The 26,190-nt window shown below is 57.3% G+C and carries 20 protein-coding genes and 1 pseudogene; 16 read left to right on the forward strand and 5 right to left on the reverse strand.

What is annotated here, in order from left to right:
• Positions 1–38: 38 nt before the first annotated feature.
• Positions 39–1,349, forward strand: a complete 1,311-nt coding sequence (locus ACF8MC_RS04355; protein ID WP_033655189.1) for an MFS transporter — start codon at positions 39–41, stop codon at positions 1,347–1,349.
• A gap of 71 nt (positions 1,350–1,420) precedes the next feature.
• Here ACF8MC_RS04355 and dcp read toward each other — a convergent pair whose 3' ends face one another.
• Positions 1,421–3,622 carry a peptidyl-dipeptidase Dcp gene (dcp, locus tag ACF8MC_RS04360; RefSeq protein ID WP_033655188.1) on the reverse strand — a complete coding sequence of 734 codons (2,202 nt, stop codon included), beginning with the start codon at positions 3,620–3,622 and terminating at the stop codon, positions 1,421–1,423.
• A 316-nt stretch (positions 3,623–3,938) separates the two neighbouring features.
• Between dcp and ACF8MC_RS04365 the strand changes: the two genes are divergently transcribed.
• From ACF8MC_RS04365 to ACF8MC_RS04405, 9 genes are all read left to right on the forward strand, one after another.
• Positions 3,939–4,214 carry a hypothetical protein gene (locus ACF8MC_RS04365; protein WP_060420559.1) on the forward strand — a complete coding sequence of 92 codons (276 nt, stop codon included), beginning with the start codon at positions 3,939–3,941 and terminating at the stop codon, positions 4,212–4,214.
• Entirely contained in the window at positions 4,211–4,498 is a 288-nt protein-coding gene (locus ACF8MC_RS04370) for a hypothetical protein (protein WP_125460888.1), read from the forward strand. The genes ACF8MC_RS04365 and ACF8MC_RS04370 overlap by 4 nt, the downstream gene beginning before the upstream one ends.
• Positions 4,499–4,579: 81 nt before the next feature.
• The gene (locus tag ACF8MC_RS04375; protein WP_128884729.1) at positions 4,580–6,106 is read left to right on the forward strand and encodes an MchC protein; all 1,527 of its coding nucleotides are present in this window, start codon (positions 4,580–4,582) and stop codon (positions 6,104–6,106) included.
• A gap of 18 nt (positions 6,107–6,124) precedes the next feature.
• Entirely contained in the window at positions 6,125–6,565 is a 441-nt protein-coding gene (locus tag ACF8MC_RS04380) for a toxin-activating lysine-acyltransferase (protein ID WP_033634445.1), read from the forward strand.
• A 27-nt stretch (positions 6,566–6,592) separates the two neighbouring features.
• The gene (locus ACF8MC_RS04385; RefSeq protein WP_164104917.1) at positions 6,593–10,399 is read left to right on the forward strand and encodes an AMP-binding protein; all 3,807 of its coding nucleotides are present in this window, start codon (positions 6,593–6,595) and stop codon (positions 10,397–10,399) included.
• The gene (locus ACF8MC_RS04390) at positions 10,399–14,544 is read left to right on the forward strand and encodes an amino acid adenylation domain-containing protein (protein ID WP_314235248.1); all 4,146 of its coding nucleotides are present in this window, start codon (positions 10,399–10,401) and stop codon (positions 14,542–14,544) included. Before ACF8MC_RS04385 ends, ACF8MC_RS04390 begins: the two co-directional genes overlap by 1 nt.
• 244 nt (positions 14,545–14,788) lie before the next feature.
• A complete protein-coding gene (locus ACF8MC_RS04395; RefSeq protein WP_049196799.1) occupies positions 14,789–15,049 on the forward strand; it encodes a hypothetical protein in 261 nt (86 codons plus the stop codon).
• Between the two features lie 24 nt (positions 15,050–15,073).
• Entirely contained in the window at positions 15,074–15,241 is a 168-nt protein-coding gene (locus tag ACF8MC_RS04400; RefSeq protein WP_154067229.1) for a hypothetical protein, read from the forward strand.
• Positions 15,242–15,283: 42 nt separating this feature from the next.
• Complete coding sequence (locus ACF8MC_RS04405; RefSeq protein ID WP_025302730.1) at positions 15,284–15,571, forward strand: hypothetical protein; 288 nt, start codon at positions 15,284–15,286, stop codon at positions 15,569–15,571.
• 184 nt (positions 15,572–15,755) lie between these two features.
• Here ACF8MC_RS04405 and ACF8MC_RS04410 read toward each other — a convergent pair.
• The 3 genes and pseudogenes from ACF8MC_RS04410 to guaD form a co-directional block, all read right to left on the reverse strand.
• A pseudogene (locus tag ACF8MC_RS04410) lies at positions 15,756–16,673 on the reverse strand (peptidase domain-containing ABC transporter); the annotation flags it as partial.
• The gene (locus ACF8MC_RS04415) at positions 16,670–17,557 is read right to left on the reverse strand and encodes a biotin/lipoyl-binding protein (protein ID WP_392423146.1); all 888 of its coding nucleotides are present in this window, start codon (positions 17,555–17,557) and stop codon (positions 16,670–16,672) included. The pseudogene ACF8MC_RS04410 and the gene ACF8MC_RS04415, both read right to left, overlap by 4 nt.
• 439 nt (positions 17,558–17,996) lie before the next feature.
• The gene (guaD, locus tag ACF8MC_RS04420; RefSeq protein ID WP_033655182.1) at positions 17,997–19,319 is read right to left on the reverse strand and encodes a guanine deaminase; all 1,323 of its coding nucleotides are present in this window, start codon (positions 19,317–19,319) and stop codon (positions 17,997–17,999) included.
• Positions 19,320–19,744: 425 nt separating this feature from the next.
• Here guaD and fecI point away from each other — a divergent pair, with 425 nt between their 5' ends.
• The 5 genes from fecI (at position 19,745) to ydfG (ending at position 25,285) form a co-directional block, all read left to right on the forward strand.
• On the forward strand, positions 19,745–20,269 hold the full coding sequence (fecI, locus tag ACF8MC_RS04425; RefSeq protein ID WP_033638471.1) for a ferric citrate uptake sigma factor FecI: 525 nt from the start codon (positions 19,745–19,747) through the stop codon (positions 20,267–20,269).
• On the forward strand, positions 20,266–21,222 hold the full coding sequence (gene fecR / locus ACF8MC_RS04430; RefSeq protein WP_033638470.1) for a ferric citrate uptake sigma factor regulator FecR: 957 nt from the start codon (positions 20,266–20,268) through the stop codon (positions 21,220–21,222). The genes fecI and fecR overlap by 4 nt, the downstream gene beginning before the upstream one ends.
• Before the next feature lie 114 nt (positions 21,223–21,336).
• Positions 21,337–23,688: a TonB-dependent Fe(3+) dicitrate receptor FecA gene (gene fecA / locus ACF8MC_RS04435; protein WP_164104915.1), complete on the forward strand. Its 2,352-nt coding sequence runs from the start codon at positions 21,337–21,339 to the stop codon at positions 23,686–23,688.
• Positions 23,689–23,888: 200 nt separating this feature from the next.
• Positions 23,889–24,410, forward strand: coding sequence for a GNAT family N-acetyltransferase (locus ACF8MC_RS04440; protein ID WP_033638468.1), 522 nt, complete (start codon positions 23,889–23,891; stop codon positions 24,408–24,410).
• A 125-nt stretch (positions 24,411–24,535) separates the two neighbouring features.
• Complete coding sequence (gene ydfG, locus ACF8MC_RS04445; RefSeq protein ID WP_025302722.1) at positions 24,536–25,285, forward strand: bifunctional NADP-dependent 3-hydroxy acid dehydrogenase/3-hydroxypropionate dehydrogenase YdfG; 750 nt, start codon at positions 24,536–24,538, stop codon at positions 25,283–25,285.
• Positions 25,286–25,321: 36 nt separating this feature from the next.
• Here the strand turns inward: ydfG and ACF8MC_RS04450 are convergent, their stop codons facing one another.
• Positions 25,322–25,648, reverse strand: a complete 327-nt coding sequence (locus ACF8MC_RS04450) for a YnfA family protein (protein WP_033648230.1) — start codon at positions 25,646–25,648, stop codon at positions 25,322–25,324.
• Between the two features lie 148 nt (positions 25,649–25,796).
• Here ACF8MC_RS04450 and ACF8MC_RS04455 point away from each other — a divergent pair, with 148 nt between their 5' ends.
• Positions 25,797–26,165: a DUF1283 family protein gene (locus tag ACF8MC_RS04455; protein ID WP_004938560.1), complete on the forward strand. Its 369-nt coding sequence runs from the start codon at positions 25,797–25,799 to the stop codon at positions 26,163–26,165.
• The last annotated feature ends 25 nt before the right edge of the window (positions 26,166–26,190 follow it).

Genomic DNA, 26,190 nt, shown 5'->3' on the forward strand with positions numbered 1-26,190 from the left:
CCTGCGGAGGCCAATACGCACCACCTGGAGACAACATCATGGCCATTGTCGACACCCCGCTGGCGGGGAAAGCGGACGCAGAATCGCTGCTGCTGTACCGCAAAATCACCTGGAAACTGATCCCGTTTCTTTGCCTGTGTTACCTGGCGGCCTACCTCGATCGCATCAACGTCGGGCTGGCCAAGCTGCAGATGGCCGACGCGCTGCAGCTGAGCGAAGCGGCCTTCGGCCTCGGCGCCGGGCTGTTCTTCGTCGGCTATATTCTGTTCGAAGTGCCGAGCAACCTGATCCTGCAGCGCGTCGGCGCCAAGATGTGGATCGCCCGCATCATGATCACCTGGGGGCTGTTGTCTACCGCCACCATGTTCGTCACCACGCCGACCCAGTTCTACGTCATTCGTTTCCTGCTCGGCGTGGCGGAGGCCGGTTTCCTGCCCGGCGTGCTCTTTTACCTGACGCTGTGGTTCCCGACCTATCGCCGCGGCCGCATCATCGCGCTGTTCATGATCGGCCTGCCGCTGTCCAGCGTGATCGGCGGGCCGCTGTCCGGCTGGATCATGGGCCATTTCGACATGCTTCACGGGCTGCACGGCTGGCAATGGCTGTTTTTGCTGGAGGGCATTCCCAGCGTGCTGTTGGGCGTGCTGACCTTTTGGCTGTTGCCTAACACCTACCAGCAGGCCAAGTGGCTGACGCCCGAGGAGAAACAGCGCATCGCCGACGATCTGGCGCGCGACGACGCCGAGGCCGATCACGGCAAGCACAGCTTCCGCGACGGCTTCTTCAACCTGAAAGTCTGGATGCTCGGCGGCATCGACTTCGCCATTCTGCTCAGCGCCTACGCCATGGGCTTTTGGATGCCGACCTTCATCAAAACCGCCGGCGTCACCGACATCACCACCATCGGTTACCTGACGGCGATCCCCAGCGTCGCCGCCCTGCTCGGCATGCTGCTGATCGGCAGCAGTTCCGACCGGCTGCGCGAACGGCGCTGGCATATCATCGTGCCGTTTATCGTCGGCGCGCTGGCGATGGCCGGCAGCACCTTCTTTACCCACAACGCGCTGGCCACGGTGCTGCTATTCTCCATCGCCCAGGCGGCGATCATCGGCGCGGTGCCGGTGTTCTTCAGCCTGCCGGCCACCTTCCTGCGCGGCACGGCGGCGGCGACCGGCTTCGCGCTGGCCTGTTCGCTGGCCAACATCGCCGGGCTGGTGAGTAATTCGCTGATGGGGCTGGCGCTGGATCTGACCGGCAAGAGCGGCGGCGCGCTCTGGGCCTTCGCCGGCTGCCTGCTGCTCAGCTCGCTGCTGGTGGTGGCCCTGCCGGCCAAGGTGGTGAACCGCTGAATGTCGACCAAGCCAAAAAGACCAAGGGCGCATAACGCGCCCTTTTGTTTGCTTACCGGGAGTGGCCGAACTTACTCGTCCTTCAGCCCGCGGTTGATCAGCATCGGTTCGATGCTCGGCTCTTTGCCGCGCCAGTCGATGTACAGCTTCTCCAGATCCTGACTGTTGCCGCGCGACAGGATCATGTCGCGGAAGCGCTGGCCGTTTTCGGCGGTCAGGCCGCCGTGTTCGGTGAACCACTGGAAGGCGTCGTCCGCCAGCATTTCCGTCCACAGATAGGCATAGTAGCCCGCGGCATAGCCGTTACCCCAGATGTGCTGGAAGTAGCTGGAGCGGTAGCGCGGCGGCACGTAGCTGAGATCGACCTTGTCTTTTTGCAGCGACTCGGCCTCGAACTTGTCCACGTCCTGCTGCGGCTGATCGGCGGTCAGCATGTGCCAGTGCATGTCCAGCAGCGCGGCGGACAGCAGCTCGGTCATGCTGTAGCCCTTGTTGAACTTGTCGGCCTTCTTGATCTTGTCGACCAGTTCCTGCGGCATCGCTTCGCCGGTCTGGTAGTGCTTGGCGAAGTGGCTGAACACTTTCGGATCGCTGACCCAGTGCTCGTTGAACTGCGACGGGAACTCGACGAAGTCGCGCGCGGTGTTGGTGCCCGACAGGCTCGGGTATTCCTGATCGGCGAACATGCCGTGCAGCGCATGGCCGAACTCGTGGAACATGGTGATTACATCGTCATACGACAGCAGCGCCGGCTGGCCCGGCGCCGGTTTGGTGAAGTTGGCGACGTTGTAAATCACCGGCTTGGTGCCGTTGAGCTTCGACTGATCGACGAAGTTGCTCATCCAGGCGCCGCCGCCCTTGTTGTCGCGCTTGAAGTAGTCGGTGTAGAACAGCGCCAGCGACTTGCCGTCCTTGTCGAACACTTCGTACACCTTGACGTCCGGCTGATAGACCGGAATGTCCTTGCGCTCCTTGAAACTGATGCCGTACAGCAGGTTGGCGGCGTAGAACACACCGTTGTTCAGCACGTTGTTCAGCTCGAAGTAAGGCTTGATCTGCGACTCGTCCAGATCGTACTTGGCCTTGCGCACCTGTTCGGCATAGAACTGCCAGTCCCAGGCCTGCACCTTGAAGTCGCCTTTCTGCTGGTCGATCACCGCCTGAATGTCTTTGGCTTCACGCTCGGCGCGCGCGGTGGCCGCCGGCACGATGTTGCGCATAAAGCTCAGCGCGGCATCCGGCGTCTTGGCCATCTGGTTTTGCAGTTTCCAGGCGGCGTAGTTCGGGTAGCCCAGCAGCCTGGCCTGCTCGGCGCGCACCTTGGCCAGACGGGAAATGGTCTGGCGGGTATCGTTGCCGTCGCCCTTCTCCGCACGCGTCCAGGAGGCGTCGAACAGCGCCTGGCGGGTGTCGCGATCTTTCAGGCTCTGCAGCAACGGCTGTTGCGTGGTGTTTTGCAGCACCAGCAGCCACTGTTTCTCCAGCTTGCGTTCGGCGGCCGCCTGGGCCGCCGCAGCCAGCTCGCCTTCCGACAGGCCGTCCAGCTTCGCCTGGTCGGTTATCGCCAGCGCACCGTTTTTGCTCGCCGCCAGCAGCTTGTTGGTGAACTGGGTGCTCAGCGTCGCCGCTTCCTGGTTCAGCGCCTTTAGCTTGGCCTTGTCGGCGTCCGACAGGTTGGCGCCCGCCAGCTCGAAGTTCTTGTAGGTCACTTCCACCAGCCGGCGCGACTCCGGATCCAGCTTCAGCGCGTCGCGATCCTGATAGATGGCCTTGATGCGCGCGAACAGCTTGCCGTTGAGCATAATGTCGTCGTTCAGCGCCGCCAGCTTCGGCGAGGTTTCTTCATCCAGCTTTTGCAGCGCGTCGCTGGTGTTGGCCGAGGTCATGGCGCCGAACACGTTCATCACCCGCGTCAGCAGCGAACCGGCCTGCTCCAGCGCCACCAAGGTATTCTTGAAATTAGGCTTGGCCGGGTTGTTGGCGATCTTCTCCACCTCTTCCCGCTTTTGCTTGATGCCCGCTTCGATCGCCGGCGCGTAGTCGCTCTCCTTGATCAGGTTGAACGGCGGCGCCTGGAACGGCAGACGGCTTTGATAGAAGAACGGATTTTGAGTCTTTTGCTTGTCGTGCTGATTGGCTTCACCGGTCACGTTAGCCTCCTTCGCCTGGCCGCTGGGCAGTGCGCTATGGTCGGCGTGAGGTTGGGTTTCTGCTGCCTGTGCCTGCGAGCCCAGCGCCATGCCGATCGCCAGCACCAATGTGGATAAACGCATCAAATCGAAACTCCTCCATGTCCACGGAATAAGGTCTCGGGGAATCGCTCCCTCTGAGTCACCTCCTAGCTTAGGTGCAGTTGGCAGTTTGAGCAAAAACAAGTGATTAGAAGTTAGCCGCCTCGCCGGCCGCTGCCAGAAGCGCCAGTGACATCTTTGTTTTTTATCATCAATATATAGTCACATAATGTAATTAGTTTATAGGAAATTAATTCAATGCCATTGATAAATAAAGAAGAATCATAAAATACCCTGTTGACTTATCAGGTTACTCAATGTAACTTGATGTAAATTTTGATTAATGGAGCTAATCAAATTGCAGCTTATAACGGAAATAGTTCTTATTGTCATTTTCATCCTCATTATCAGTGCAACTTATAAAAACGCGAAGAAAAAAGGCTTGCGCACGTACCATATCGTCATGCTGTTCTTGATATTCCCCCTTGCCGTATTTTTAGACTACTGCCTGCAGCGCCAAGCGATCCTTTTGGATACGGCCGCCCTTAAAATCACGGCAATGTATGGTTTGTCGATGGCAGTTATTTTTTCGCTTGTGTTATCTATTACCTCTCGCAAGAAGGAGCTTAAATGAGAGCCTTAACGGAAGTTGAGTTGTCATGTATTAACGGTTCTGACGGCAATGATTCTTATAATCCGACTTCACTTATTGTCGGCAGCCTGAGCACAATAGCGAAATTGCCCACCCCCGTATCATTAGCCGTGGGCGTGGGCACGGAAATCGCTATTCAGGCCGCACCGCACATGCCGGTTAACGTTGCTATTCCACAGGTTCCCATGGGCCCAACATGGAATGGCAGTGGCGGTGGTCGCCCTTCACCGTCGTCGTCACTTTCAACACCGGATTCTTCAAATTAAAAAACGTGGGCCTTATTATCCCTTGAACAACAAGGCCGATATTTAACTTGCCCTGCACCCATAAAAATAACGATTAAAAAAATGAAAAACCTCGCCATGCTTCACGAAAGCTTGATTCCTTTTGTCGCAAAAAAGACAGGTTCTCAATTACTCTGGCACAACGAATTAAGCCCTGCCGAGCAGGACGAACTGAAAAATGAGGCCAGCTATCTCATCGAAGAAAATAATCGTCATGCTATTTTTGATGACGGCACGCCGCTCTTAAACGATGAAAAAGTCTTTTTCGCCGAACGTTATGGCGGCGGGGCTATTTCGCGCAACGGCGGTGGCGCACGCTGTGGCTTTGATGGGCGATGGCAGGTTAAAGGCATCGGAGCCAATGCGTTAGTCGGTCAAGGGGCAAAGCATGTCGATGGCGAGTTGACAATGACCGGCGCAGTCTTGGAGGCATTGTGGGGAAACGTCATGGCCAAACTGCTGCCTTACGGCGCCGTGCCCAATAAGGCGATCTTGCTGACCGACAACCCCATCGCCACCCTCTCTCCTGCATCGGCGGGAGATGTCCATAACCGCAAGGCGTTGCTGGTGCGCGAACCCGTCGTGCGCCCTGCACATTTTTGCCGCGCGCCCTACTATCATCCTCATGATGCGATGCAAAGGCAGCCTTCGGATATTGAGCGGACCGAAAAGCTCATTGTCGCCGCACCGTCCTTTCTGCCTCGTCCCTCTGAGTTTGACGCTGTGCGCTGGTTGGCATTGCCGCAGGAAGAACGAGCATTCTACGGGCTCTGCGAGCTTGCCCGGCGCCTTGCGACGCAGATAGCTTACTGCCGTACCCGCCATTTGGTGATGATGACCTCACCCTCCAATTGCGATATGGCCGGCAGGCTGCTGGACTTTCATGGTGTTCGCAGCGTTTTTCCCGCAGAACGTCGAGATCCCGGCCGCAGCTACATTCAGCACAACAAACTCAACGAAGACGCCCCTTTGTTGCTGAGAGGCATGCAAGATCTCGCTTTTTATTTAGCCAAGCATCAATTTGGCCCGGCATTTCTCGCGGCAGCGCACCAAGGCATCGGCGCGGCCTTTAGTATGGCCTACAAGCGAGCCTGCCTGCTGGATAATCTCGGTATGGCGGGTTTTGCCCCTGCATTTTTACAACGCCTGCCTCTCACCGCCGAATGGTTCGCCTTAGGCGAACGCTTGCAAAAAATGTTCGATTTGGCTCCCGGCGTCTTTAGCCGTCGACAAGGTCTGGGCCAGGGGAATGCTCATCCGGCGATTGCCCTGTTGCATCGGCTCATCGACTCGCCCGTAAGGGTTTCCGCCGAACAACAGGGTACGACAGCGGAGGAGAAATTTTCTCTGGCATTCCAGCGGTTATACGCGAAGTACCTTCAGGAAACATCAGCGGATCAAACCGCCGCCGGATTACAACAGGCGATGAAGCAGACCGTCACCCGAAGGTTGGGCTCCCGCGCGTTCATGCGCCGTGAAGTGATTTTTCAAGAAATTGCCGGCTGGCGCGGTGAAGTCAGCGAGATCAGCGAACAGTTGCAAACCTATCTGGATCGTTTCGAGCGCCAGGCGATCAACGTATTACAATAATAACGCTGAGGATATTTCGTGAGTTTTATCAAAGAAAACCAGCAGGGTAAAAGTAAGTTCAGTCAATACGAGAGCCTGGGCTTCGCCGTTAACTGTATGCTGATGAATAAAAATTACAGTTTGTACCATATAAAAACGTTGCAGCTATGGACTCAGGAAGCGATTAATCAAAACCAATTCAAAATATTATTCGACCATTTGGACAATCCGTTAGGATATATAACCTGGGCCTACCTGAGAGATGAGACGCTGGGTCGATTTATTAACGATCCGCAGTTTCTTCTCCATACCTCAGAATGGGATGAGGGCGGCACGCTGTGTATTTTAGATTTTTGCTGCAAACCAGGCAGCGCGCATTTATGTTTGGAACACCTTAAAACAGTTCACCCAATCGCAGAACGTCGCACGGTTGTATGGCGTTCCCGCCGAACGGGCAAACTGATGACGGTAAAAAAATAAAGAAAAATAAACATCAGGGATGAGCCGATGAGCAAGCATCAACTATTGGATTCACAGGCGGGATTTTACTACGGCACCAAGATCGGCGATGACAAATCGAGCTATAATATCGCGGAATATGTCGAAATAAATCACACTCTCGATATCGCAAGAATGAAACGTGCCATTCATCGCGTCATCAGCCAAACGCCGACGCTGCACGTTCTGTTTGATGAAGATAACGGTACGCCTTATCAATATCCCGTCACCGCCAACATCTCAGTGGAATGGGTAGATCTTTCGCAGCGCGCCAACAATATGGCCACCGCTATCGAATTAATGGAAGCGGATACCAAGCGCCCGTTCTCGTTGAACGCTGCGCCGTTATTCAGACAAAAAATCATTAGACTGGGTGAGCAACGCTTTCTGTGGTATTTCTGCAGCCACCATCTGCTGCTTGATGGTTACGGCACTTATTTGCTGATCCACCAAGTGGCACAGGCCTACCGAGGCCAAACGCAGCAACCGCAAGACGTACCTGCGATCGATGCCTTGCTCAGGGCTGAATCTGAGTATAAACAGTCAGCCGCCTATCAAGCGGACCGACATTTTTGGCAAGCAGCCAGCGCCTCACTGCCAGACCCGATGACATTAGCCTGCGCCAATATTCCCTCGGGACAAACGATCCGCCATGTGACTTCGTTGCCCTATCCTGCCGAGCGCCTTGCGCTGCAAACCGGGCACCCTTCTTGGCTGGCGCGCACTTTCGTGGCAGTGATGGCATATTTGTACTTGTGTACCGGCGAGAAACAGCAAACGATCGGCGTCCCAATGATGGCGCGAACAGACTCCCTGACGAGGCAGGCGCTGACTTGCAAAACCAACGTTGTTCCTTTGACGCTCGATATTGAGGACACGGCCTCATGCCGACAGTTGGCGCAAACCATTGAACGCATGCTCAGGCAACTCAAAAAACATCAAGCGTTCCGTTACGAAGAGATAAAAAGTCTGAGGAGCGTCACCAGCCGCTCGCCGCTGTTCAACATCGTGGTCAATATCATTCCCTTTGAAGCGGCAGCCTCATTTTCTTCCGCGCAGCGCAGCGAAATCCGTAATTTACGCTCAGGAGGCGCGCAGGATCTGGTCTTCAACATGCGTCCCGATCTCGATAACCAAACGCTTCGGCTGGAGATCGATGCCGACTCAGGGCTTTACGATGCGGCCAGCCTGGTGCGGCACAGCCAGGGGATACAGACCTTGTGCGACTTGCTGTATCACGACCCGGAAAATCTTTCCGTCGCGGCATTGCGACAACGTTTCCCGCTCTCGCTGCAGGGTAAAGCAGCCAACGAGAACGTGGTCGATATAATGCAACGTATCGATCGTGCCGTCGTTCAAGCGCCGCAACGCACGGCGATCCTCACGCCCGCACACGCTTCGTTGTCGCTAAGAGCGCTGTCTTATGCCGTTTTGCAGCAACAGTGGCGTGCGCTGGCCGATACCCTCGCCCCCGCCCGTGCTGCATACACCGTGCTGTTGCTCGACTTGCTGCAAGGGCCGGAAGCCATCATCTGCATGCTTGCTGCGCTGCAGTTGAAAATGCCGTTCGTCAACCTGAATGCCAAAGGGGATGGAGCGGCTCATCGTCAACTGCTTGAACAGTTTAGCGACGCTATCCTGATTACCGATCGCACACTTCCCTCCTTTCATTCCGAACCTGACGCATTGGCGCATTGGCGCGCATCGACACTCGATATGCCGGCGGATTTCGCGCACTTCACCGTGTTTCGCCGGCAAACAGCGGCAGAGGCGCCGCCATTCCCGGCCGGAACCGGCTATATCATGTTTACCTCCGGCTCGACGGGAATGCCTAAAGGCGTGATAGGCGCCCGACATGCTCTCAACGTTTTTGTCGATGCGGCGATAAAATGCTATGGCATTCAACCGCATGAACGCGTGTTGCAATTTGCGCCCTTGCATTTCGATGCGTGCATTGAAGAAATTTTCATGACGCTGGGTGCCGGCGCCCACCTGTGTATCGCCCCTGAGGCCGTCAAGCACAGTTTTGCCGCTTTCTTCACATTCTGCGCCGATCATCAAATCAGCCTGCTGGATCTGCCGACCGCCTACTTTAATGAGATGCTGTTCGCCTCCGGCGGCGAACAGACGCTGCCGCCGGCCGTCACGACCGTTATCATCGGCGGCGAAAGCCTTTCACCGCGAGCCAAAGAAAGCTGGTTCGCGCACTATCCCAAAGGCAGAAAGTTATTCAACTCCTACGGCCCAACCGAGACAACCGTGGTGGCGACGGTCGCCGAAATCAAAAACGATGGCGCCGCCGTGACGATAGGCGCACCGTTGGACGGTATATACACGGCGATCGTCGGCGAGGATCTCAGGCTGTTGCCGCTCGGCTGCAGCGGCGAATTACTGATAGCCGGAGCGACCGTCAGCCTGGGATATTTGCATCAGCCAACGCTGAGCGCGGAAAAGTTCGTCACCCTTGAGGTTAACGGCCATCCCATGCCCGCCTTTCGTACCGGCGATATCGCCTGCCAGCGCCAGGATGGGCAGTTGGTGTTCCTTGGCCGCAAAATTCGTGAAGCGAAAATCGCCGGGCAGCGCGTCAATATGGGTGAGATAGAAAGCTGTCTGGCCCGGTTGCCCGCAATTGTCGAAATTGCCGTGCTGGCCAAAAGCGGCGACGCGGGAACGGAACTGTACGCGCATTATCACAGCCGGCAGCCGCTCAGCGAGGCAATGCGCCGCACGCTGTATGGCGAACTGCCCAATGCACATATTCCTCAGCGCTTCGTGCATCACCCAACGCCGCTGGCCAAACTGGCTAACGGCAAGATTGATTATCGCACCCTGGAAAGACAATCCCGGCTGCCTGAACCCACACGGGAATTGCGTTCGACGACATTCAACACCCTGGTGCATGAGGTTTGGCTGGCGACGCTGGGCAGTGACGATGGCGACTTCTTCACGCTCGGCGGCGAGTCGCTGCAGGCCATAAAAATCATTAACGCGCTTAACGCCCACTGTCGGTTGGATCTGAACCTGAGCGACATTTTTGAACATCCGAGACTCGCCGATTTCTGCCGACACCTAACGCAGCTGGCCCATGCACGCTATGGCCTGGATCCGCAGCATCTTGACATCCGTTGCGCTATCGGCCGCCGCCTATCAACCGAGGCGCCGGCCAGCAGCCGGCTGTTTATTCAATCTCCCGAAGGCGCAGATGAACGACTTTTGTTGGCCGCCCTCGCCGACAAACACGGTGTGGACATTCTGTCACCGCAGGCGCTGCCGTTGCATGCTGAATGGCCGCTGAACGTGGCCATATTCAACGTACCGAACGAAGCCACGCAATATGCCAGCTGGCTTGATGCGCTTTCGGCCCTGCTGCTCGTCCTGCCCGGCCGAGTTAACTACATGATCTTTATGCATGATACAGCCGGCGGCGCCAGACTCACGCAAAGCCTGCTGCGCGATTTTCGGCATGAGCGGCTGCTGTTGCTGCATAAAACCGATTCGCGCCGCCAAGCCGTCGACGCCGGCGTTACTGAGTTGATAGCCTTTTCCGCGCGGCTTGGCTATTTCCCGCACATCCGGTTCGATACGGCCAATGAGCGATTGAACGGCTGCGTACTGAGGATCTTCGGCTTCGATGATGGCGAGAATATCGATCATCGCGCCGCCTTCACAATGGCACAGCGGAGAAACCCGGGAGTGCAGTTGTGTAGCTTGTCGCATTGGCTGAATTTGATTTCCGCCCACAGCGACAAACGCCCGAATAAAAGCGGTCGAACAGGGAAAGCTATCGACGTCAACATAGAAGGAGTGCACTGATGAGCGTCATCGGCCTGATCAATCTGATGGAAATGGCGAAACAGGGAGCAACATTCGGCGAGCTGTCACCTCGACGCCAAACCATCGAGCATGTCGACGCCGCCGCCCTCAGTGCGGTGCAGGAAGACATCACCGCATTTTTATCTGTCTGTACGCCAGATAATGCAGTGCGAGACACCGGGGAGAAGCCTTGTTACACCGTCAATCACTACGCGGGGCAATACCTGTGGCTGTATGAAAACTTCACCAAGAACAGCCCGCTGTATAACATTCCGATCGCCAAAGAGATCCTGGGGCCCTTTGAACCCACGCGTTTGCTCGCCGCGCTGAAAAAACTACTCAAGCGGCACGGTGCGCTTTGCGGCCGCTATCGGCTAGACGGGGAAGCCATCACCGTTGACATCGTGCATCCTGATGAAACCATTTTCGAACACAGTCTCGAGGACATCAGCGGGCAGAATAGTGAGGAGCAGCAAAAAAGTATGCTGGCGGCGCTTAACGCCCAGTGCACGATTCCGTTTGATCTCGGTGCCGAGTATCCCCTGCGCTGCCGGATCTTGAGAAAGAGCGCGCAGCACCACTATCTGTTCTTGACCTTTCACCATTGCGTGGTCGACGGCTGGACGGCCAATTTGCTGGTGGATGAACTGAGCCGTGGCTATCACGCGCACGAAGAGCATTGCCATTATGACAACGGCCAGGCGTTTTTCCGCTACCTTGAAGACCCTTTCCTCGCCGTCGCCAATGTCGATGACAGCATGGCGTTTTGGCGCGATGAACTGGATGGTGCGCCGGAAAAACACGCGCTTGAATACGATATCGCCATCACCGCGGCAGGCAAAACACAGAATATCGTCAGAACATCGCTGACGAACGAACTGCAGTCGGCTCTGGCCCAGTTAGCCAAACATAACGGTACGACGCTGTTTACGCTGTTGCACTCCGCCTTCGCGTTACTGATTGCCAGAGAATCTGCGACGGATCGCGTGGTCATCGGTAGCCCGATCGCCAACAGGAACGAGCCGACGTTAAACGATGCCGTGGGCAGCTTCGTCAACACGATCGCTCACCAATTTATCATCACTGGCGACGACAGTTTCACCGCGCTGCTGCAAAAGAACGCGAATAAATTTGCGCGCGCTTTCAAACATCAGGGTTTGCCATTCTCTTACCTGGTTGAACAACTCAAGCCCACGCGCGGCAAGTTTCACCCCATTTTTCAAATCATGTTCGTCTGCCAACATCGCAAAAGCAATGAGCTGAATGTTGGCGGTGCGCAGGTTAACACCCTGCCGAGACGCTATGCGCCGCCCAAGTTTGATCTGGTTCTGGAGGTGATTTCCAGCGCGGAGGGCATTCAGTTGGAATGGCAATACAACGCCAAGCTGTTTACGCCGGAGCGCATTGACGGATTGGCGCAAGCTTACGCATTGCTGCTGCAGCAAATTGCCTGCGATCCCTCGCGGGCCGTCGGCCACTATTCGCTGGCGTCAATGGCCGATAACCGGCAATTGCATCAGCTCTCCATCGGACAGGCGATGCCGGCATTCTTGCGGCAACCTCTTTCCGATCGGCTGTTACGCACTGCCCACCAGCATGCGGATCGCCCGGCGTTGTACGAGGGCGATAGCGTATGGCATTACGATCGGCTGTTGCGGCACGCCGGCCTCGTGGCGCATTGGCTGATCGCCCATACCGCCCCAGGCGCGCTCATCGCCATCGATCTTCCACGCGGCGCTCATCAAGCTATTGCGGCGCTCGGCGTGATCCTCGCCGGACGCGCCTACTTGCCGTTGGCCGAAGGATTGCCGGATGCCCGCGCAGCCGCCATTATGCGGATATCAGGTTGCGCCTGGGTTTTGAGCAACCAGGCTCACCATCGCGCCCGCTATCCGCAGACTACCCGCATTCAAGATCCGGAGGCGCTGTTTTCCCCTCATGTCACAGACACAGCGACCTTCCCGCCAGGCGAAGCGGAAGCGCTCGCCTATGTCATTTATACGTCGGGGACGACCGGCACGCCAAAAGGTGTGGCTATGGAACAGGGTGCCGTCACCAATACCTTGCTGACCATGAACCGACAGTTTAACGTTTCTCATCGTGACAACGTATTGGCGCTCGCCGATCTGGCCTTCGATTTATCGGTCTATGACCTGTTCGGCAGCTGGCTAGCCGGCGCATCGGTAACGGTGCTATCGCCGCATGAAGCGAAAGAGCCGTCAGCATGGCTAAATGCGATACGCCAGCGGCAAATCAGCATCTGGAACTCGGTTCCCGCCATCTTGCAAATGCTGGTGCAATATTGCGCACAAGAAAACATCCTGTCGCTGCCTCAACTGCGGCATATTTGGCTGAGCGGCGATCGCATCTCTTCGCGGCTGATCGCCGAGGCACATCGGCTTTGCCCCAACGCCACCATCACCAGCCTTGGCGGTGCAACCGAAGGGGCAATATGGTCAATTTATCATCCGGTTACACGAGATACGCACTACAGAAACGCCATCCCCTATGGAACCGCATTGCCAAATCAGAGCATGTGGGTGTTGGATGAAAAACTCGAGCCGTGCGGTTTCGGCGTTACCGGCGACATTTATATCGGTGGCGTTGGGGTTGCCCGCGAGTATTGGCGCGATAGCCAAACCACCGCCGGCAGCTTTGTGCTTTTCCCAACCACCGGAGAACGCGTGTACCGCACCGGCGATCGCGGCCGTTGGCATCGCAGCGGTTACATCGAGTTTCTCGGCCGCGAAGACCAACAGGTGAAACTGCAGGGTTTTCGCGTCGAATTGGGTGACGTCGAATTCGCGCTCAAAAGCAGCGAGCTGGTCGCTGAAGCGTGTGTCGTCTGTCGCGATGAAACCGGGAACGGCACACCGCATCTGGAGGCTTACATCACATTGACCGAGGCGGGGAAAACCTGCATTCAAGCAGAGCAAAGAATACGCGAGCTGGTTACGGCCGCATTGCCCACGTATATGGCGCCATCCCGCTATCATCTCATTGAACGTTTCCCGCTTTCACGCAACGGCAAATTGGATCGCACCTTGCTATCGCCAGGCACCGAACGGAGTCAGGCCAGCGATGTTGCACCCGCGGCGTCCGCGGAACTCATGCTGCTACGAGAGCTGTTGGCGAATACGTTAGGCTGTACCCCAGACAAGATCGACCCCCATGCCAGCTTCTTCAGCAATGGCGGCAGCTCGCTTTCCGGCATCACGTTTTTGGGCAACATCAAGCGCGCCCTTAATGTGGAATTAACCCTGGCGGAAATCCTTGGCTACTCACAGCTCGATAAACTTGCCGAGCGTCTGCGCGCGAATGCGCCCCTGCCGTTATCGATGCTGTCCGGCTCAGCCGATCGCCCCTCTCTGCCCACCTTGTATTTGGTGCATGGCGCCGGCGGCCAGGTACATCAATATGCAAAGTGGACAAAACAGCTTTGCGCCTGCGCCAACATCATTACCATCGCCAGCCCGGGGTTGGCCGCGCCAGGCGCAGACGACACACTCACCCTGCAGCGATTGGCCGCCTCCCACTTGGCGGCCATACCGCGTGCCAAACGCGACACGGCCGTTATCGCCGGCTGGTCATTGGGTGGCCAATTAGCTGTCCATATGGCGGCGCTGGCCACGGAACAAGGCGCGCCCTTTGCGCATGCGGTGGTTGTCGACAGCGGTTTGCCCGCCCAGCAGCCCGCAGTGAAGCGACGTTTCAGCGTGGCCCAAAGTTACCTCAGTCTGTTCGACTCCCTCGGTATTGCGCGCCATTTGTGTCGGCGTCAAGAAACGAATGCGATAGACAGCTTCGCCAACGAGATAAAAATGCACTATGCGCTGAATCAGAGCGTGCTTGCGGAGAAGATCACGCTGGAACATGCCGAAACCTTCTGTTGGGCGCTGAAAAAATCGTTCGAACTAACGAATAACGCCGGCCCCCTGCCGCAGATAGCGATACCGCTAACGCTTTGGCTCAGCCAGCAACGTCAGCGTAAACACCCCCATCTTGCACAACGCTGGGAGATGCAATCCTCGCATAGCGTTCAACTCAGTTATTGTGCAGAAACGCATTACAGCATTTTAAACAACGCTCAACTTCTTCGAGCGCTGACGCAATTGCTGCACGCGTTGTCAACATCATTGGAATAACGCGAGAAGATACCCCCTATCAATCAAACCTATCGAGGCACTGATGAAATTACCAAGCAGTTGGATTTTTTTGTTCTGCTTTTACTACACATTTATGGATATTTTTTATTCTTTATTTTTTTCCGAAGACAGGAGGTTTACCAGCACAATCATTCAATCCTTTATCTTTTCAACCTTGCTAGTGGCATTTTTCTGGTATCGGAAAACTGCAAAAACCAAAAACCAATAATATAAGGAAGTCATTATGAGAGAGCTTACACTTAATGAAGTGAACTTTATCGCGGCAGCTGGGGATTTCAGCTATGCAGAGTTGGGCGGTGCAGTCGCTGCCGGCGCGGTTGGTGGAGCGATGACCGGCGCCATGGCTGGCGGCGTCGGTGCCGGCCCAGGCGCTGTTGCCGGTGCCGTTATCGGTGGTGCCGCCTATACCGCTGGCAAAATGGTGGAATCCATGTTGGGTGGCAATAAACAAACATCGACGAACAATCCTGCCGACAGTAACTAATGCAGGAAGATTCGTATCCATCATATGAAAAGATTATTCATTATATTGTTCGCCATTTTAATCGGGCTTGTTGTTGGCGCGATTGCGGATTATTTCAGCCTCAATCGTTTCTTGAAATACGCCCTTATCGCCTTTGCCGTTATCGCCACGCATAAATTGCTCAATAGCGATCGCGGGCGACGCTCAGCATGATCAACGTGGCTTATTTTAAAATTTAATTACTAAGGAGCAAGTATGCGCAATCTTACCTCTGAAGAATGTTCAATCATTTCCGGTGCAGGAGATCGCAGCGGTACATTGACGGTTTCCGCAGAAACTGTCGGCGCAGCGATCGGCGGCGGCATCGGCTCTATTGGTGGCGTGGCGGGCGGCGTTGTCGGCACTATTGTCGGCGGTGCTGTCGGTAACTATGTCACCGGCGATCGTGCCCCCGGCTCAGTTGGCCCATCAGGCATTCCCTGGGGCGGGAGCAACGGCGGCGGTACCATGTGGGGGAACAACAACAATACCGATTCGAACTGATCGGGGCCCTGCAAGCCTCGCGGTTGACCTCAGCGGTTAACATTGGCTTCAGCGCCTAAAGCGTCACATCATGCCAGGGTTATCATTGTGATAACCCTTTTTTCATGGGTTCACCGCAGGATGAGTGCGCGGTTGACGTAGCGAAAATATCGGGGTGAAGAGGCCAGGTAAAGCGAAGCTGACATTACCCGAGTCGAATGACTCTATCCGCAGAGGCAATCGTCGACGGACGGTGCGCAATAATCACGCGGGTAATGTTCAGTTGTGAAATAGCGCGGTTAATATGTGTTTCATTATCTAGATCCAGGTGGCTAGTCGCTTCGTCCATAAACAGAATGCTGGGGCGACGATAGAGCGCACGGGCTATCAATAAGCGCTGTTTCTGCCCGCCAGAAAGGCTCCCCCCCAGTTCGCCGATCAATGTTTCATAGCCCATCGGCATGTTTTGAATATCATCATGCATATTGCAACGTCGTGCGCACGCCTCAATACGCTTCAGATCCATTTCGGCATCAAATCCTGAAATATTTTCAGCGATAGATCCCGCCAGCAGCTTGTCATCCTGCAACACGCAAGCGATACATTGGCGATAATTATTAACGCCAATGTTGCTGATATCCATACCGTCGACCAGCACGGCCCCTTCATCCGGCGACAGCAACCCACACATTAACTTCATCAACGTGGTTTTACCCGCGCCGGAGGGACCGACAATCGCCACGCTTTCTCCCGCTGCAATGCTGAGATTCAAATCCGCGATAATGGGTTTCGCCAAGCGATCATACTGGTAGCGCAGATTCCGCACCCGAAGCTCCGCGGCTTTGCCTTTTGTGAAGAGCTGGCGCGCGGGCATTTGCGATTCCGGTGACGAAAGCACAATGTCCGCCACCCTTTCATTATGCAAACTCAGCATTCGCAGCTGAAGCATCATGTCGATCAGGCTGCTGGCACGCTCCGAAAACTGCCCGCGGTAGGCGTTAAACGCGATAAACATGCCGATCGTCATTTGATTGTCTATGACCAATGCCGCGCCTAGCCAAAGGATGATCACCTGATCGCAGGTGGCGATAAACGCCCCCAGGCCGCCAAACATCATGTTTAATTACGTGGAATAATCTGTACCAGACTGTCACCGCTATTGACCATCTGACCCGGGGTAACGCTGAGAGATTCAATGCGGCCATCGCTCGGGGCGTTCACGATCAATGCGCCGCTGGCATCGGCTTCCGCTAACTGCCGTTGCAAATCATTACGCTGAAACTGGTACTGTGAAATTTGATTATCGAAATCTGCCGCGCGCGTAACGATGTCGCTTTCCAAATTCGTAATTTGCAACGATTCCTGAATGTGTTGGCTATGCAGGTTTTGGAACAGACTTTGTTGTTGATAAAACGAATAGGTTTGTCCGCTAAGCTGATCTTTGGTAATCAGACCGCGCTGCTGATATTCCTTATAGGAACGCATGTTGTCCTGAGCAAATGCCACCCCTTCTCGTGCGTTATCCAACAGCTGTTTGGACTGCATGTGCGCCAATTCATACTGTTTTTTTTGCGCGCGTAGATTTTCCAGCGTCATGCGCTTGTTGTCTTGCAACTTAAGGATGATGCTGTCAACGTGTTTTAACTGGTTTTCCAGCGCCAGGCGCGTATTGGCGCTCACTTTCCCGTTATCCGTCACCCTGCTGACATCAATCTGATAAAGACGCTGGCCTTTTTTAACCACGTCGCCCACTTCGACGAAGCGTTCCGAGATAAAACCCTGCTGGGGTGCAAACACATTGACTGAGCGGGGGAAGGTGGTGATTTCACCATAAACATTAATGCGGCGAGTATAATGACTGAATATAAGAAAAGAGAGGAAAACAAGAATAAATAAAAACGATAAAAGACCAAAGCACCAGGCGGGCAAGCCGTTTATCAATAAGGCCTTACCCGCCCATTTCGCCCGCTGATGATCCGTGGCTTCCTGTCGAAACAAATCACGCATGAAATCCCTTTCCAGAAATAAAGCGCAAGCCAATCCTGGCTCGTAAAATGCAGAAGTACACCGAAAAAACAGCAACAGTGATTAAAACAAGCCTGTTGCTTTTTAAGCAGCGATATCGTAAAGATAATTATTCTCATTATGATATAGAGCCCCCCGAAGAAATGCAATGCTTTTTACGCACTTATCCAGCAACATGGCTGTATATCACTAGGTATATTCATAAAAAACCAATAAAGAGTCTCCTAACCAAATAATCGTATTCAGACTACATCTCGGCATGTCCAATAAATAATCATGCGCCGCCCTTCCATTGTCTGTTTTTCATCCACAATGTGTGCAGCAATAACGCTATCAAGGCTTTCACTTCCTTATGTTAAAATTGTCGCCACGCGGTGTCGGCGTATTCCAATATGCCTTTGCGCCGGCACCGCGAATGAAATCAGTCTGACACCGCCGCCTGATAAACCACCTTGCCGTCCACATAGGTGCGATAAATATTGCGATCGTCCCCCAGCGTCATCAGCACGAAGCCTTGTTCCGCCGGCGTGGCGCTGTTGGCGTAGCGTAACTGCTGCAGCGGCGTCACCGCCGGATCGAGCACCACGAAATCCGCCTCTTTGCCGACGTCGAAGTTGCCGATTTTGTCGTCCAGCGACAGCGCGCGGGCGCCGCCCAGGGTGGCGTGATAGAACGCTTCTACGGCGGAGAGCCGGTAATGCTGCAGCTGGCCGACCTTGTACGCCTCGCCCAGCGTGCGCAGCATATTGAAGGAGGTGCCTGCCCCCACGTCGGTGCCGATGCCGAGCTTCACCCGCTTGCGCCAGGCCTGCTGCAGGTCGAACAGCCCGCTGCCGAGGAACAGGTTGGAGGTGGGGCAAAAGGCGATCGCCGAACGGGTCTCGCACAGGCAGTCCCACTCCTGCTCCTCCAGGTGCAGGCAGTGGGCGAACACGCTTTTGCCGCCGGTCATGCCGTAGCGATGGTAAACGTCCAGATAGCTTTGGCTTTGCGGGAACAGCGATTTTACCCAGGCCACTTCCTGCGGATTCTCGCTCAGGTGCGTCTGCAGCCACACGTCGGGGAATTCTTCGCGCAGCCGCTGCACCTGCGCCAGCAGCGCCGGGGTGCTGGTTGGCGCAAAGCGCGGCGTAATGGCGTAACCGAGGCGGCCTTTGCCGTGCCAGCGTTCAATCAACTCGCGCGTGTCGCGGTAACTCTGCTCCGGCGTTTCCAGCAGCGCCTGCGGCGCATGGCGATCCATCATCACCTTACCGGCGATCAGGCGCATGTTCAGCGTTTGCGCCTGGCTGAACAGCGCATCGACCGACTGCGGATGCACGCTGCCGAACACCAGCGCGGTGGTAGTGCCGTTGCTCAGCAACTCCCGCAGAAAGAAGGCCGACATCGCGTCGGCGTGCCGCTCGCAGCCATAGCGGCTTTCGGTCGGGAAGGTGTAATTATTTAACCAGTCCAGCAGTTGGTCGCCATAGGCGCCAATCATTTCGGTTTGCGGATAGTGGATATGGGTGTCGATAAAGCCCGGTACGATCGGTTTGTCGCGATACTCCGTGACCGCGAAACCCGGCGGCAGCAGCGCCTCGCCCTGTTGCCAGCTGCCGAACCAGACGATGACGCCCCCGTTCAGCAGCAACAAACCGTCGGGAATGTGCCGCAGGCGTTCGTCAAGCTGTTGCGGTTCCTCCACGCAGGCCGCGATATCAAAAAAATTGCCACGAATAGCCGTGGTGAATTGCAGTGCCATTATTTTCTTCCTTGTGACGACCGGCCAATCTCACCCGCATAATAACCTGCGTCGATGAAACAATGCCTTCTGTTGCCCAAACTTAAAGACCGGGTTAAGCATAGCAAGCCGTGTGCCAACAGACCGACATAAAATATATTTTCACGTTAAAACAAAGTGATACTAATTAAACAAAGAAAACCAACCGAAGAAAAAGAATAAAACACGCGGCGATCTTCGACGGCAGACTAATAGCAACCGTTTGCTTACCGAAATAACACCGTTGCTGCACCTTTAATGGGCAAAGGGATATTTTCGCGCCCGTCAGCCTATTTCAACGCGATAAAAAGAGGCCGGAACCATTCAGGAACCCACCCGACAAACTTGAAACGATAACCATTCTCAATTATCATCCGCGCATCTTTTTGACCAGCAATGCGAAAACCATGTCCGCCACCGCTTCCGCCCCGCACGCCGCGCTGTCGCGCCTTTACGCCACCCATCACGCCTGGTTGCAGGGATGGTTGCGCCGTCGGCTGGGCTGCGCTTTCGACGCGGACGATGTGGCGCAGGACACCTTTATGCGCCTGCTGAAAAGCGACGCCGCGGCGACCCTGCGCGAGCCGAAAGACTTTCTGGTCACCGTCGCCAAGCGGGTGATGGTCGATCTGTTCCGCCGCAGAACGCTGGAGCGCGCCTATCTGGAGATGCTGACGCTGATCCCGGAAGGCTACGCCCCGTCGCCGGAACAGCGCCAGAGCCTGTTGGAAAGCCTGCAGCAGATCGATGCCATGCTCGACGGCCTGGGGCCGAAAGCGAAACAGGCCTTTCTGCTGTCGCAGCTCGAAGGCCTGGGCTATGCGGACATCGCCGTGCGCCTCGGCGTGTCGGTCAGTTCGGTTAAAAAATACATGGCCAAGGCCACCGAGCATTGCCTGCTGTTCAGCCTGGAAAACGACGTTTTCTCATGAGCAACGCCATTACCCCCGAGCAGCGCCAGGCGCTGAAGATGGCCGCACACTGGTATGCCCTGCTGTGCGATGAGCACGTCACCGACCGCCAGCGCCTACAGTGGCAAGCCTGGCACCAGCAGCACGCCGATCACCGCTGGGCCTGGCAGCGCGTCGAAGCGCTGCAGAGCCAGCTGCAGGGCGTGCCGGGCAAGTTCAGCTACCGCGCGCTCGATCGCGCCGGCCGCCAGTCGGCAATCGATCGCCGCACCCTGCTGAAGAGCCTGCTGCTGTTGCTCGGCGTAGGCGGCGGCGGTTTCCTTTACCAATCGCCGTTCGGCCGGGAGCTGCGCGCCGACTACCGCACCGCCACCGGCGAAATCAAACCCATTGTGTTAAGCGACGGCACCCAGCTGGTGCTGAACACCGCCAGTGCGGTGGACGTGCATTACGACGATCGTCAACGGTTGATCCGTTTGCACGCCGGAGAAATCAGCCTGATTACCGGGCGCGACCCCCGGCCGCTGTGGGTGCAAAGCCCGCAAGGGGCGATGCGCGCGCTCGGCACCCGCTTTTTGGTGCGCGAGATCGGCGGAGAGACGCGCCTGACGGTGCTGGAGCATGCGGTCGAAGCGCAGCTGGCGCAGGATCCGCAGCAAACGCGCCGGGTGGACGCCGGGGAACAGATCGGCTTCAGCGCCTCGGCCTTCAGCGACAAGCAACCGGCTGCGGCGGAGGACGGCTGGCTGCGCGGCGTGCTGAGCGTCAGCCAATGGCGGCTGGACCGGGTGATCGCCGAACTGGCGCGCTACCGACGCGGCCACCTGAGCTGCGATCCGGCCGTCGCCGGCCTGCGCGTCAGCGGCAGTTTCCCGCTCAACGATACCGATCGCGCCCTCGCCCTGCTCAGCCAGACGCTGCCGGTGCGCCTGCAGAGCTTTACCCGCTATTGGCTGCAAATCGTTCCCGCCTGAATTTTTTAAATGAAAATGATAAAAAATCGCATTCTTGATTGTCCCTTTTGCTTCGCTCATCCGACTCCCAGGAAAACACTGCAGCAATAAATAAAAAATGATTCAGGAGAAGGTATGAACAACGCTTGGGGAAAGGTAGCGCCGGCTTCGCTTTGGGGAAAACGCGCCACGCCGCTGGCCGTGGCCATTGGCCTGGCATTCGCCGCACCGCTGACGGCGAGCGCCGCCAGCGTCGCCGCAGCCTATCATATTCCGGCCGGTGAGCTGGACGGCGCGCTGAACGCTTTCGCCGCTCGCGCCGGCATCGCGCTCTCGGTGGACGGCACGCTGACCGCCGGTAAACGTTCGCCGGGCCTGAGCGGCAGCTACGGCGTCGATGACGGCCTGAACGCCCTGCTGGCGGGCAGCGGCCTGCAGGCTAAAGCGCTCGGCAACAACGGTTACACGCTGGCCAAACTGCCTCAGCCGCAGAAGGAAGAAGACATCACCGTGGTCGGTGACTGGCTGGCGGAAGGCCGCCAGGTAGACGTGTTCGAACATCCCGGCGCGCGCGACGTGGTGCGCCGCGAAGAATTCGCCAAAACCGGCACCACCACCGTGCGCGAAGCGTTGAACCGCGTGCCGGGCGTAGTGGCGCCGGAGAACAACGGCACCGGCAGCCATGACATGGCGCTGAACTTCGGCATTCGCGGCCTCAACCCGCGCCTCGCCAGCCGCTCCACCGTGCTGATGGACGGCATCCCGGTGCCCTTCGCTCCTTACGGCCAGCCGCAGCTGTCGCTGGCGCCGGTCTCGCTCGGCAATATGGACGCGATCGACGTGGTGCGCGGCGGCGGCGCGGTGCGTTATGGGCCGCAGAGCGTCGGCGGCGTCGTCAACTTCGTCACCCGCGCCATCCCGAAAACCTTCGGCATGGAGGCCGGCATGCAGGGGCAGCTCAGCCCGACTTCGCGCCAGGATCACCCGAAAGGCACCGGCAACCTGATGATCGGCGGCACCGCCGACAACGGCTTCGGCGCGGCGCTGCTCTACTCCGGCACCCGCGGCAGCGACTGGCGCGAGCACAGCGCGACCAAGATTGACGACGTGATGCTGAAAAGCCGTTACGCCCCGAACGAGGTGCACACCTTCAACAGCCTGCTGCAATACTACGAAGGCGAGGCGGACATGCCGGGCGGCCTGAGCCGGGCGGACTACAACGCCAACCCGTTCCAGTCGACGCGCCCGTACGACAAGTTCTGGGGCCGCCGCCAGCTGGCGAACTTCGGCTATCAGTATCAGTCGGATCAACAGCACAAGTTCGACGTGCAGAGCTTCTACACCTACACCCTGCGCAGCGGCTATCTGGATCAGGGCAAAAATCTGACGCTGTCACCGCGCGAATACTGGGTGCGCGGCGTGGAACCGCGCTACAGCCAGAGCTTCCGCTGGGGAGACTCGGCGCATGAGGTCGGCGTCGGCTATCGCTACGTCAGCGAATCCACCCACGAGCTGCGCTACACCAGCAAGGCCAGCACCGGCCGGCTGCCGTCCAGCGCCAGCCCGTACGATCGCGATACCCAGTCCGGCACCGAGGCGCACGCCTTCTATATCGACGATCGCATCGACATCGGCGACTGGACCATCACGCCAGGCATGCGCTACGAGTACATCAAGTCGTATCAGAACAACTACATCAAGAACAACCGCCTCGACGTCAGCTATAACGCGCCGCTGCCGGCGTTGAACGTGATGTATCACCTGAACGAATACTGGAACCTGTACGCCAACACCGAAGGCTCCTTCGGCACCGTGCAGTACAGCCAGATGGGCAAAGCGGTCGACAGCGGCAAGATTGAACCGGAGAAGGCGCGCACCTGGGAGCTGGGCACCCGCTACGCCGGCGATGCGCTGACCGGCGAGATCGGGCTGTTCCTGATCAACTTCAACAACCAGTACGACTCCAACCAGGTGACCGACAGCGTGACCGCGCGCGGCAAAACTCGCCACGCCGGGCTGGAGGGCAGCCTGCGTTACGATCTGTCGCAGCTGACGCCGAAACTGGACGATCTGACCGCCTACGCCAGCTACGCCTACGTCAACGCCACTATCCGCGAAGACGGCGGCTACAAGGGCAACCAGGTGCCGTTCTCACCGAAGCATAAAGGCACGCTGGGGCTGGACTACACGCCGGGCAACTGGGCGTTTAACCTCAACGGCGAGTTCCAATCCAGCCAGTTCGCCGATAACGCCAACACCGTGGCGGAAAGCGCCGACGGCAGCACCGGTCGCATTCCCGGCTATATGCTGTGGGGCGTGCGCGCCGCCTATGATTTCGGCCCGGAAATGGCCGGCCTGAATCTGGGCGTCGGCGTGAAAAACCTGTTCAACCACGAATATTTCACCCGCGCCTATGACGACAATAACAAAGGTCTGTACATCGGCCAGCCGCGCACGATCTATCTGCAAGGCTCGGTGAAGTTCTGATCCCCGACGGCGGGCGCACCTCAGCGCGCTCGCCGCTTCATTCATAACGTGACATTGTCACCAAGCCCGATCTTTCCATCTTGCCCAAGCGGCGAAAAATAAGTCGCTTCTGCCGTCAATGCGCGTAATATCGACGATCCGCCCTGATTTATGGGCGCGGATTTTTTGCCGTTCTGGCCTGAAAAGCGAGGGAAAATAAGATGAATCATAATGACCTTTCTCAGTGCCGCGTGGACACCGACCGTTTGTTGATTGCCCCCTTTACCGCAGCAGACGCCGACGATGTTTACCAGGCGATCACCCCCACTCTGACGCGCTTTATGGCCTTTGAGCCGGAGGCGTCGCCGGAAGATTTCGCCAACGTCTGGCAAGGTTGGCTGCCGCTGATGCGCGAAGGCGAAGAAGTGATCTTCGTCGCCCGTCGGCGCGAAGACCGGCAGTTTGTCGGCGTCGGCGGCGCGCACAACCTGCGCAGCCGCACCCCGGAGCTGGGCATCTGGGTGAAAGAGAGCCTGCACGGCCAGGGCTACGGGCGCGAAATCGTGCAGGGCATCGCGCGCTGGGTCAGCGAGCGCTTTCAGCCTCAGCACCTTATCTACCCGGTGGCCGAGCAAAATACCGCCAGCCGCCGCCTCGCCGAGTCGCTGGGCGGCGTGCTGGCCGGCAAGCGTGAAAACATCAAGTATGACGCCGTGGTCTACCACCTGCCGCCTCAGCATTGATCCGCGCCGGCCCGCCGGCCCGGTGCGGCCTTTTTTTCTCTGCGCCGCGATAACCGCTGCCACTGCCAGCGGGTTTGTGCTAATGATAGAGGCATGTAGGGTAAAAACAGTTGAGGAACAGCAACATGATTATTTTTGTTACCGGCGCCACCTCCGGTTTCGGCGAGGCAATCGCACGCCGTTTTATCCGTGAAGGCCATCAGGTGATCGCCGCCGGGCGCCGCCTTGAGCGTCTCGAAGAGCTGCAGGACGAATTAGGGCAAGCGCTGCACATCGTGCGGCTCGACGTGCGCAACCGCGCCGCCATTCAACAGGCGATCGAAGCACTGCCGGCCGAGCTGCGCCAGATCGACGTGCTGGTGAACAACGCCGGGCTGGCGCTGGGGCTGGAGCCGGCGCACAAGGCCAACGCCGATGACTGGGAAACCATGATCGACACCAACGCCAAAGGGCTGGTGAACATGACGCGTGCGCTGCTGCCGGCCATGGTCGAGCGCAACGTCGGCCATGTGATCAACATCGGCTCCACCGCCGCCAACTGGCCTTACGCCGGCGGCAATGTGTACGGCGCCACCAAGGCGTTCGTCAAACAGTTCAGCCTGGGGCTGCGCGCCGATCTGCACGGCACGCGCATCCGCGTGACCGATATCGAGCCGGGCCTGGTGGGCGGCACCGAGTTCTCCAACGTGCGCTTCAAGGGCGATGACGGCAAGGTCAACAAAACCTACGAAGGCGCCGATGCGCTGACGCCGGAAGACATCGCCGAGTCGGTGTTCTGGGTCGCGACGTTGCCGGCGCGCGTCAACATCAACACGCTGGAAATGATGCCGGTCAGCCAGTCCTTCGCCGGGCTGAACATCCACCGCGGCGCCTGATCTCCGGCGGCGGGAGGCGACTCCCGCCGTGTTTGCTCAGGCTGCGCGCCAGCCGGAAACGATGATCAACATGCCCGCCAGCGCCACCCCCGCGCCCACCCAGTCCAGCGCAGACAGCTTCACCCCGTCCACCACCCGCAGCCACAGCAACGCCGTCGCCACATACACGCCGCCGTAGGCCGCATAGACCCGCCCGCTGGCCGCCGGATGCAGCGTCAACAGCCAAACAAACAGCATCAGGCTCACTGCCGCCGGCAGCAATAGCCAGGCGCTGCCCTGCTTTTTGAGCCAGAGATAAGGCAAGAAACAGCCGATAATTTCAGCCAGGGCGGTGGCGAAAAACAACAGCGTGGTTTTTAACATCGGTCGCAGTTTTCTCTCGATAAAGTAAACGAATCGGCGCTTGGCTGGTGAATTTCAGAAGCGCGGTGGTATATTTGTCACCACGCCTGCGGGCGAAGTAACGCCAGTGTCGCCATCATCAGGCGCACTCACTCATAAGGATGAAACGATGAAAACATTTTCGACCCAACGACTGCTGCGCGGGATGCTGCCGGTCGCCATGCTGGCCGTTATGGGCGCCTGGCAGGCGCCGGCGCTGGCCGCCACCTGCACGCAGGGCAGCACCTGCGTCACCGTCGATGGCAAAGGCAGCGGCGCGATGAGCACCGAAGAAGCACGCCAGAGCAAAGAGCAGTGGAATGATACCAAATCCCTGCGCCACAAGGTTAACACTCGCGTCGAGAAAGAGTTCGACAAGGCCGATCGCGCGGCGGATGACGAAGATCGCTGCAACGACAGCAACAACGTTAACGCATACTGGGAGCCGGACACCCGTAAATGTCTGGATCGTCAGACCGGGCGTCGGATTAATCCTTAATCCGCCTGCGGCGGGCGGGCAAGCG

The organism is Serratia sp. LACPHL-BACT-2024-00286, assembly GCF_043109535.1.
Lineage (GTDB): Bacteria > Pseudomonadota > Gammaproteobacteria > Enterobacterales > Enterobacteriaceae > Serratia > Serratia sarumanii.

Excerpts from the sequence above, each read along its gene's own strand:
- ACF8MC_RS04355 (WP_033655189.1), top strand. The coding sequence starts at position 39 with ATGGCCATTGTCGACACCCCGCTGGCGGGGAAAGCGGACGCAGAATCG.
- dcp (WP_033655188.1), bottom strand. The coding sequence starts at position 3,622 with ATGCGTTTATCCACATTGGTGCTGGCGATCGGCATGGCGCTGGGCTCG.
- ACF8MC_RS04370 (WP_125460888.1), top strand. The coding sequence starts at position 4,211 with ATGAGAGCCTTAACGGAAGTTGAGTTGTCATGTATTAACGGTTCTGAC.
- ACF8MC_RS04375 (WP_128884729.1), top strand. The coding sequence starts at position 4,580 with ATGAAAAACCTCGCCATGCTTCACGAAAGCTTGATTCCTTTTGTCGCA.
- ACF8MC_RS04385 (WP_164104917.1), top strand. The coding sequence starts at position 6,593 with ATGAGCAAGCATCAACTATTGGATTCACAGGCGGGATTTTACTACGGC.
- ACF8MC_RS04390 (WP_314235248.1), top strand. The coding sequence starts at position 10,399 with ATGAGCGTCATCGGCCTGATCAATCTGATGGAAATGGCGAAACAGGGA.
- ACF8MC_RS04395 (WP_049196799.1), top strand. The coding sequence starts at position 14,789 with ATGAGAGAGCTTACACTTAATGAAGTGAACTTTATCGCGGCAGCTGGG.
- ACF8MC_RS04400 (WP_154067229.1), top strand. The coding sequence starts at position 15,074 with ATGAAAAGATTATTCATTATATTGTTCGCCATTTTAATCGGGCTTGTT.
- ACF8MC_RS04405 (WP_025302730.1), top strand. The coding sequence starts at position 15,284 with ATGCGCAATCTTACCTCTGAAGAATGTTCAATCATTTCCGGTGCAGGA.
- ACF8MC_RS04415 (WP_392423146.1), bottom strand. The coding sequence starts at position 17,557 with ATGCGTGATTTGTTTCGACAGGAAGCCACGGATCATCAGCGGGCGAAA.
- guaD (WP_033655182.1), bottom strand. The coding sequence starts at position 19,319 with ATGGCACTGCAATTCACCACGGCTATTCGTGGCAATTTTTTTGATATC.
- fecI (WP_033638471.1), top strand. The coding sequence starts at position 19,745 with ATGTCCGCCACCGCTTCCGCCCCGCACGCCGCGCTGTCGCGCCTTTAC.
- fecR (WP_033638470.1), top strand. The coding sequence starts at position 20,266 with ATGAGCAACGCCATTACCCCCGAGCAGCGCCAGGCGCTGAAGATGGCC.
- fecA (WP_164104915.1), top strand. The coding sequence starts at position 21,337 with ATGAACAACGCTTGGGGAAAGGTAGCGCCGGCTTCGCTTTGGGGAAAA.
- ACF8MC_RS04440 (WP_033638468.1), top strand. The coding sequence starts at position 23,889 with ATGAATCATAATGACCTTTCTCAGTGCCGCGTGGACACCGACCGTTTG.
- ydfG (WP_025302722.1), top strand. The coding sequence starts at position 24,536 with ATGATTATTTTTGTTACCGGCGCCACCTCCGGTTTCGGCGAGGCAATC.
- ACF8MC_RS04450 (WP_033648230.1), bottom strand. The coding sequence starts at position 25,648 with ATGTTAAAAACCACGCTGTTGTTTTTCGCCACCGCCCTGGCTGAAATT.
- ACF8MC_RS04455 (WP_004938560.1), top strand. The coding sequence starts at position 25,797 with ATGAAAACATTTTCGACCCAACGACTGCTGCGCGGGATGCTGCCGGTC.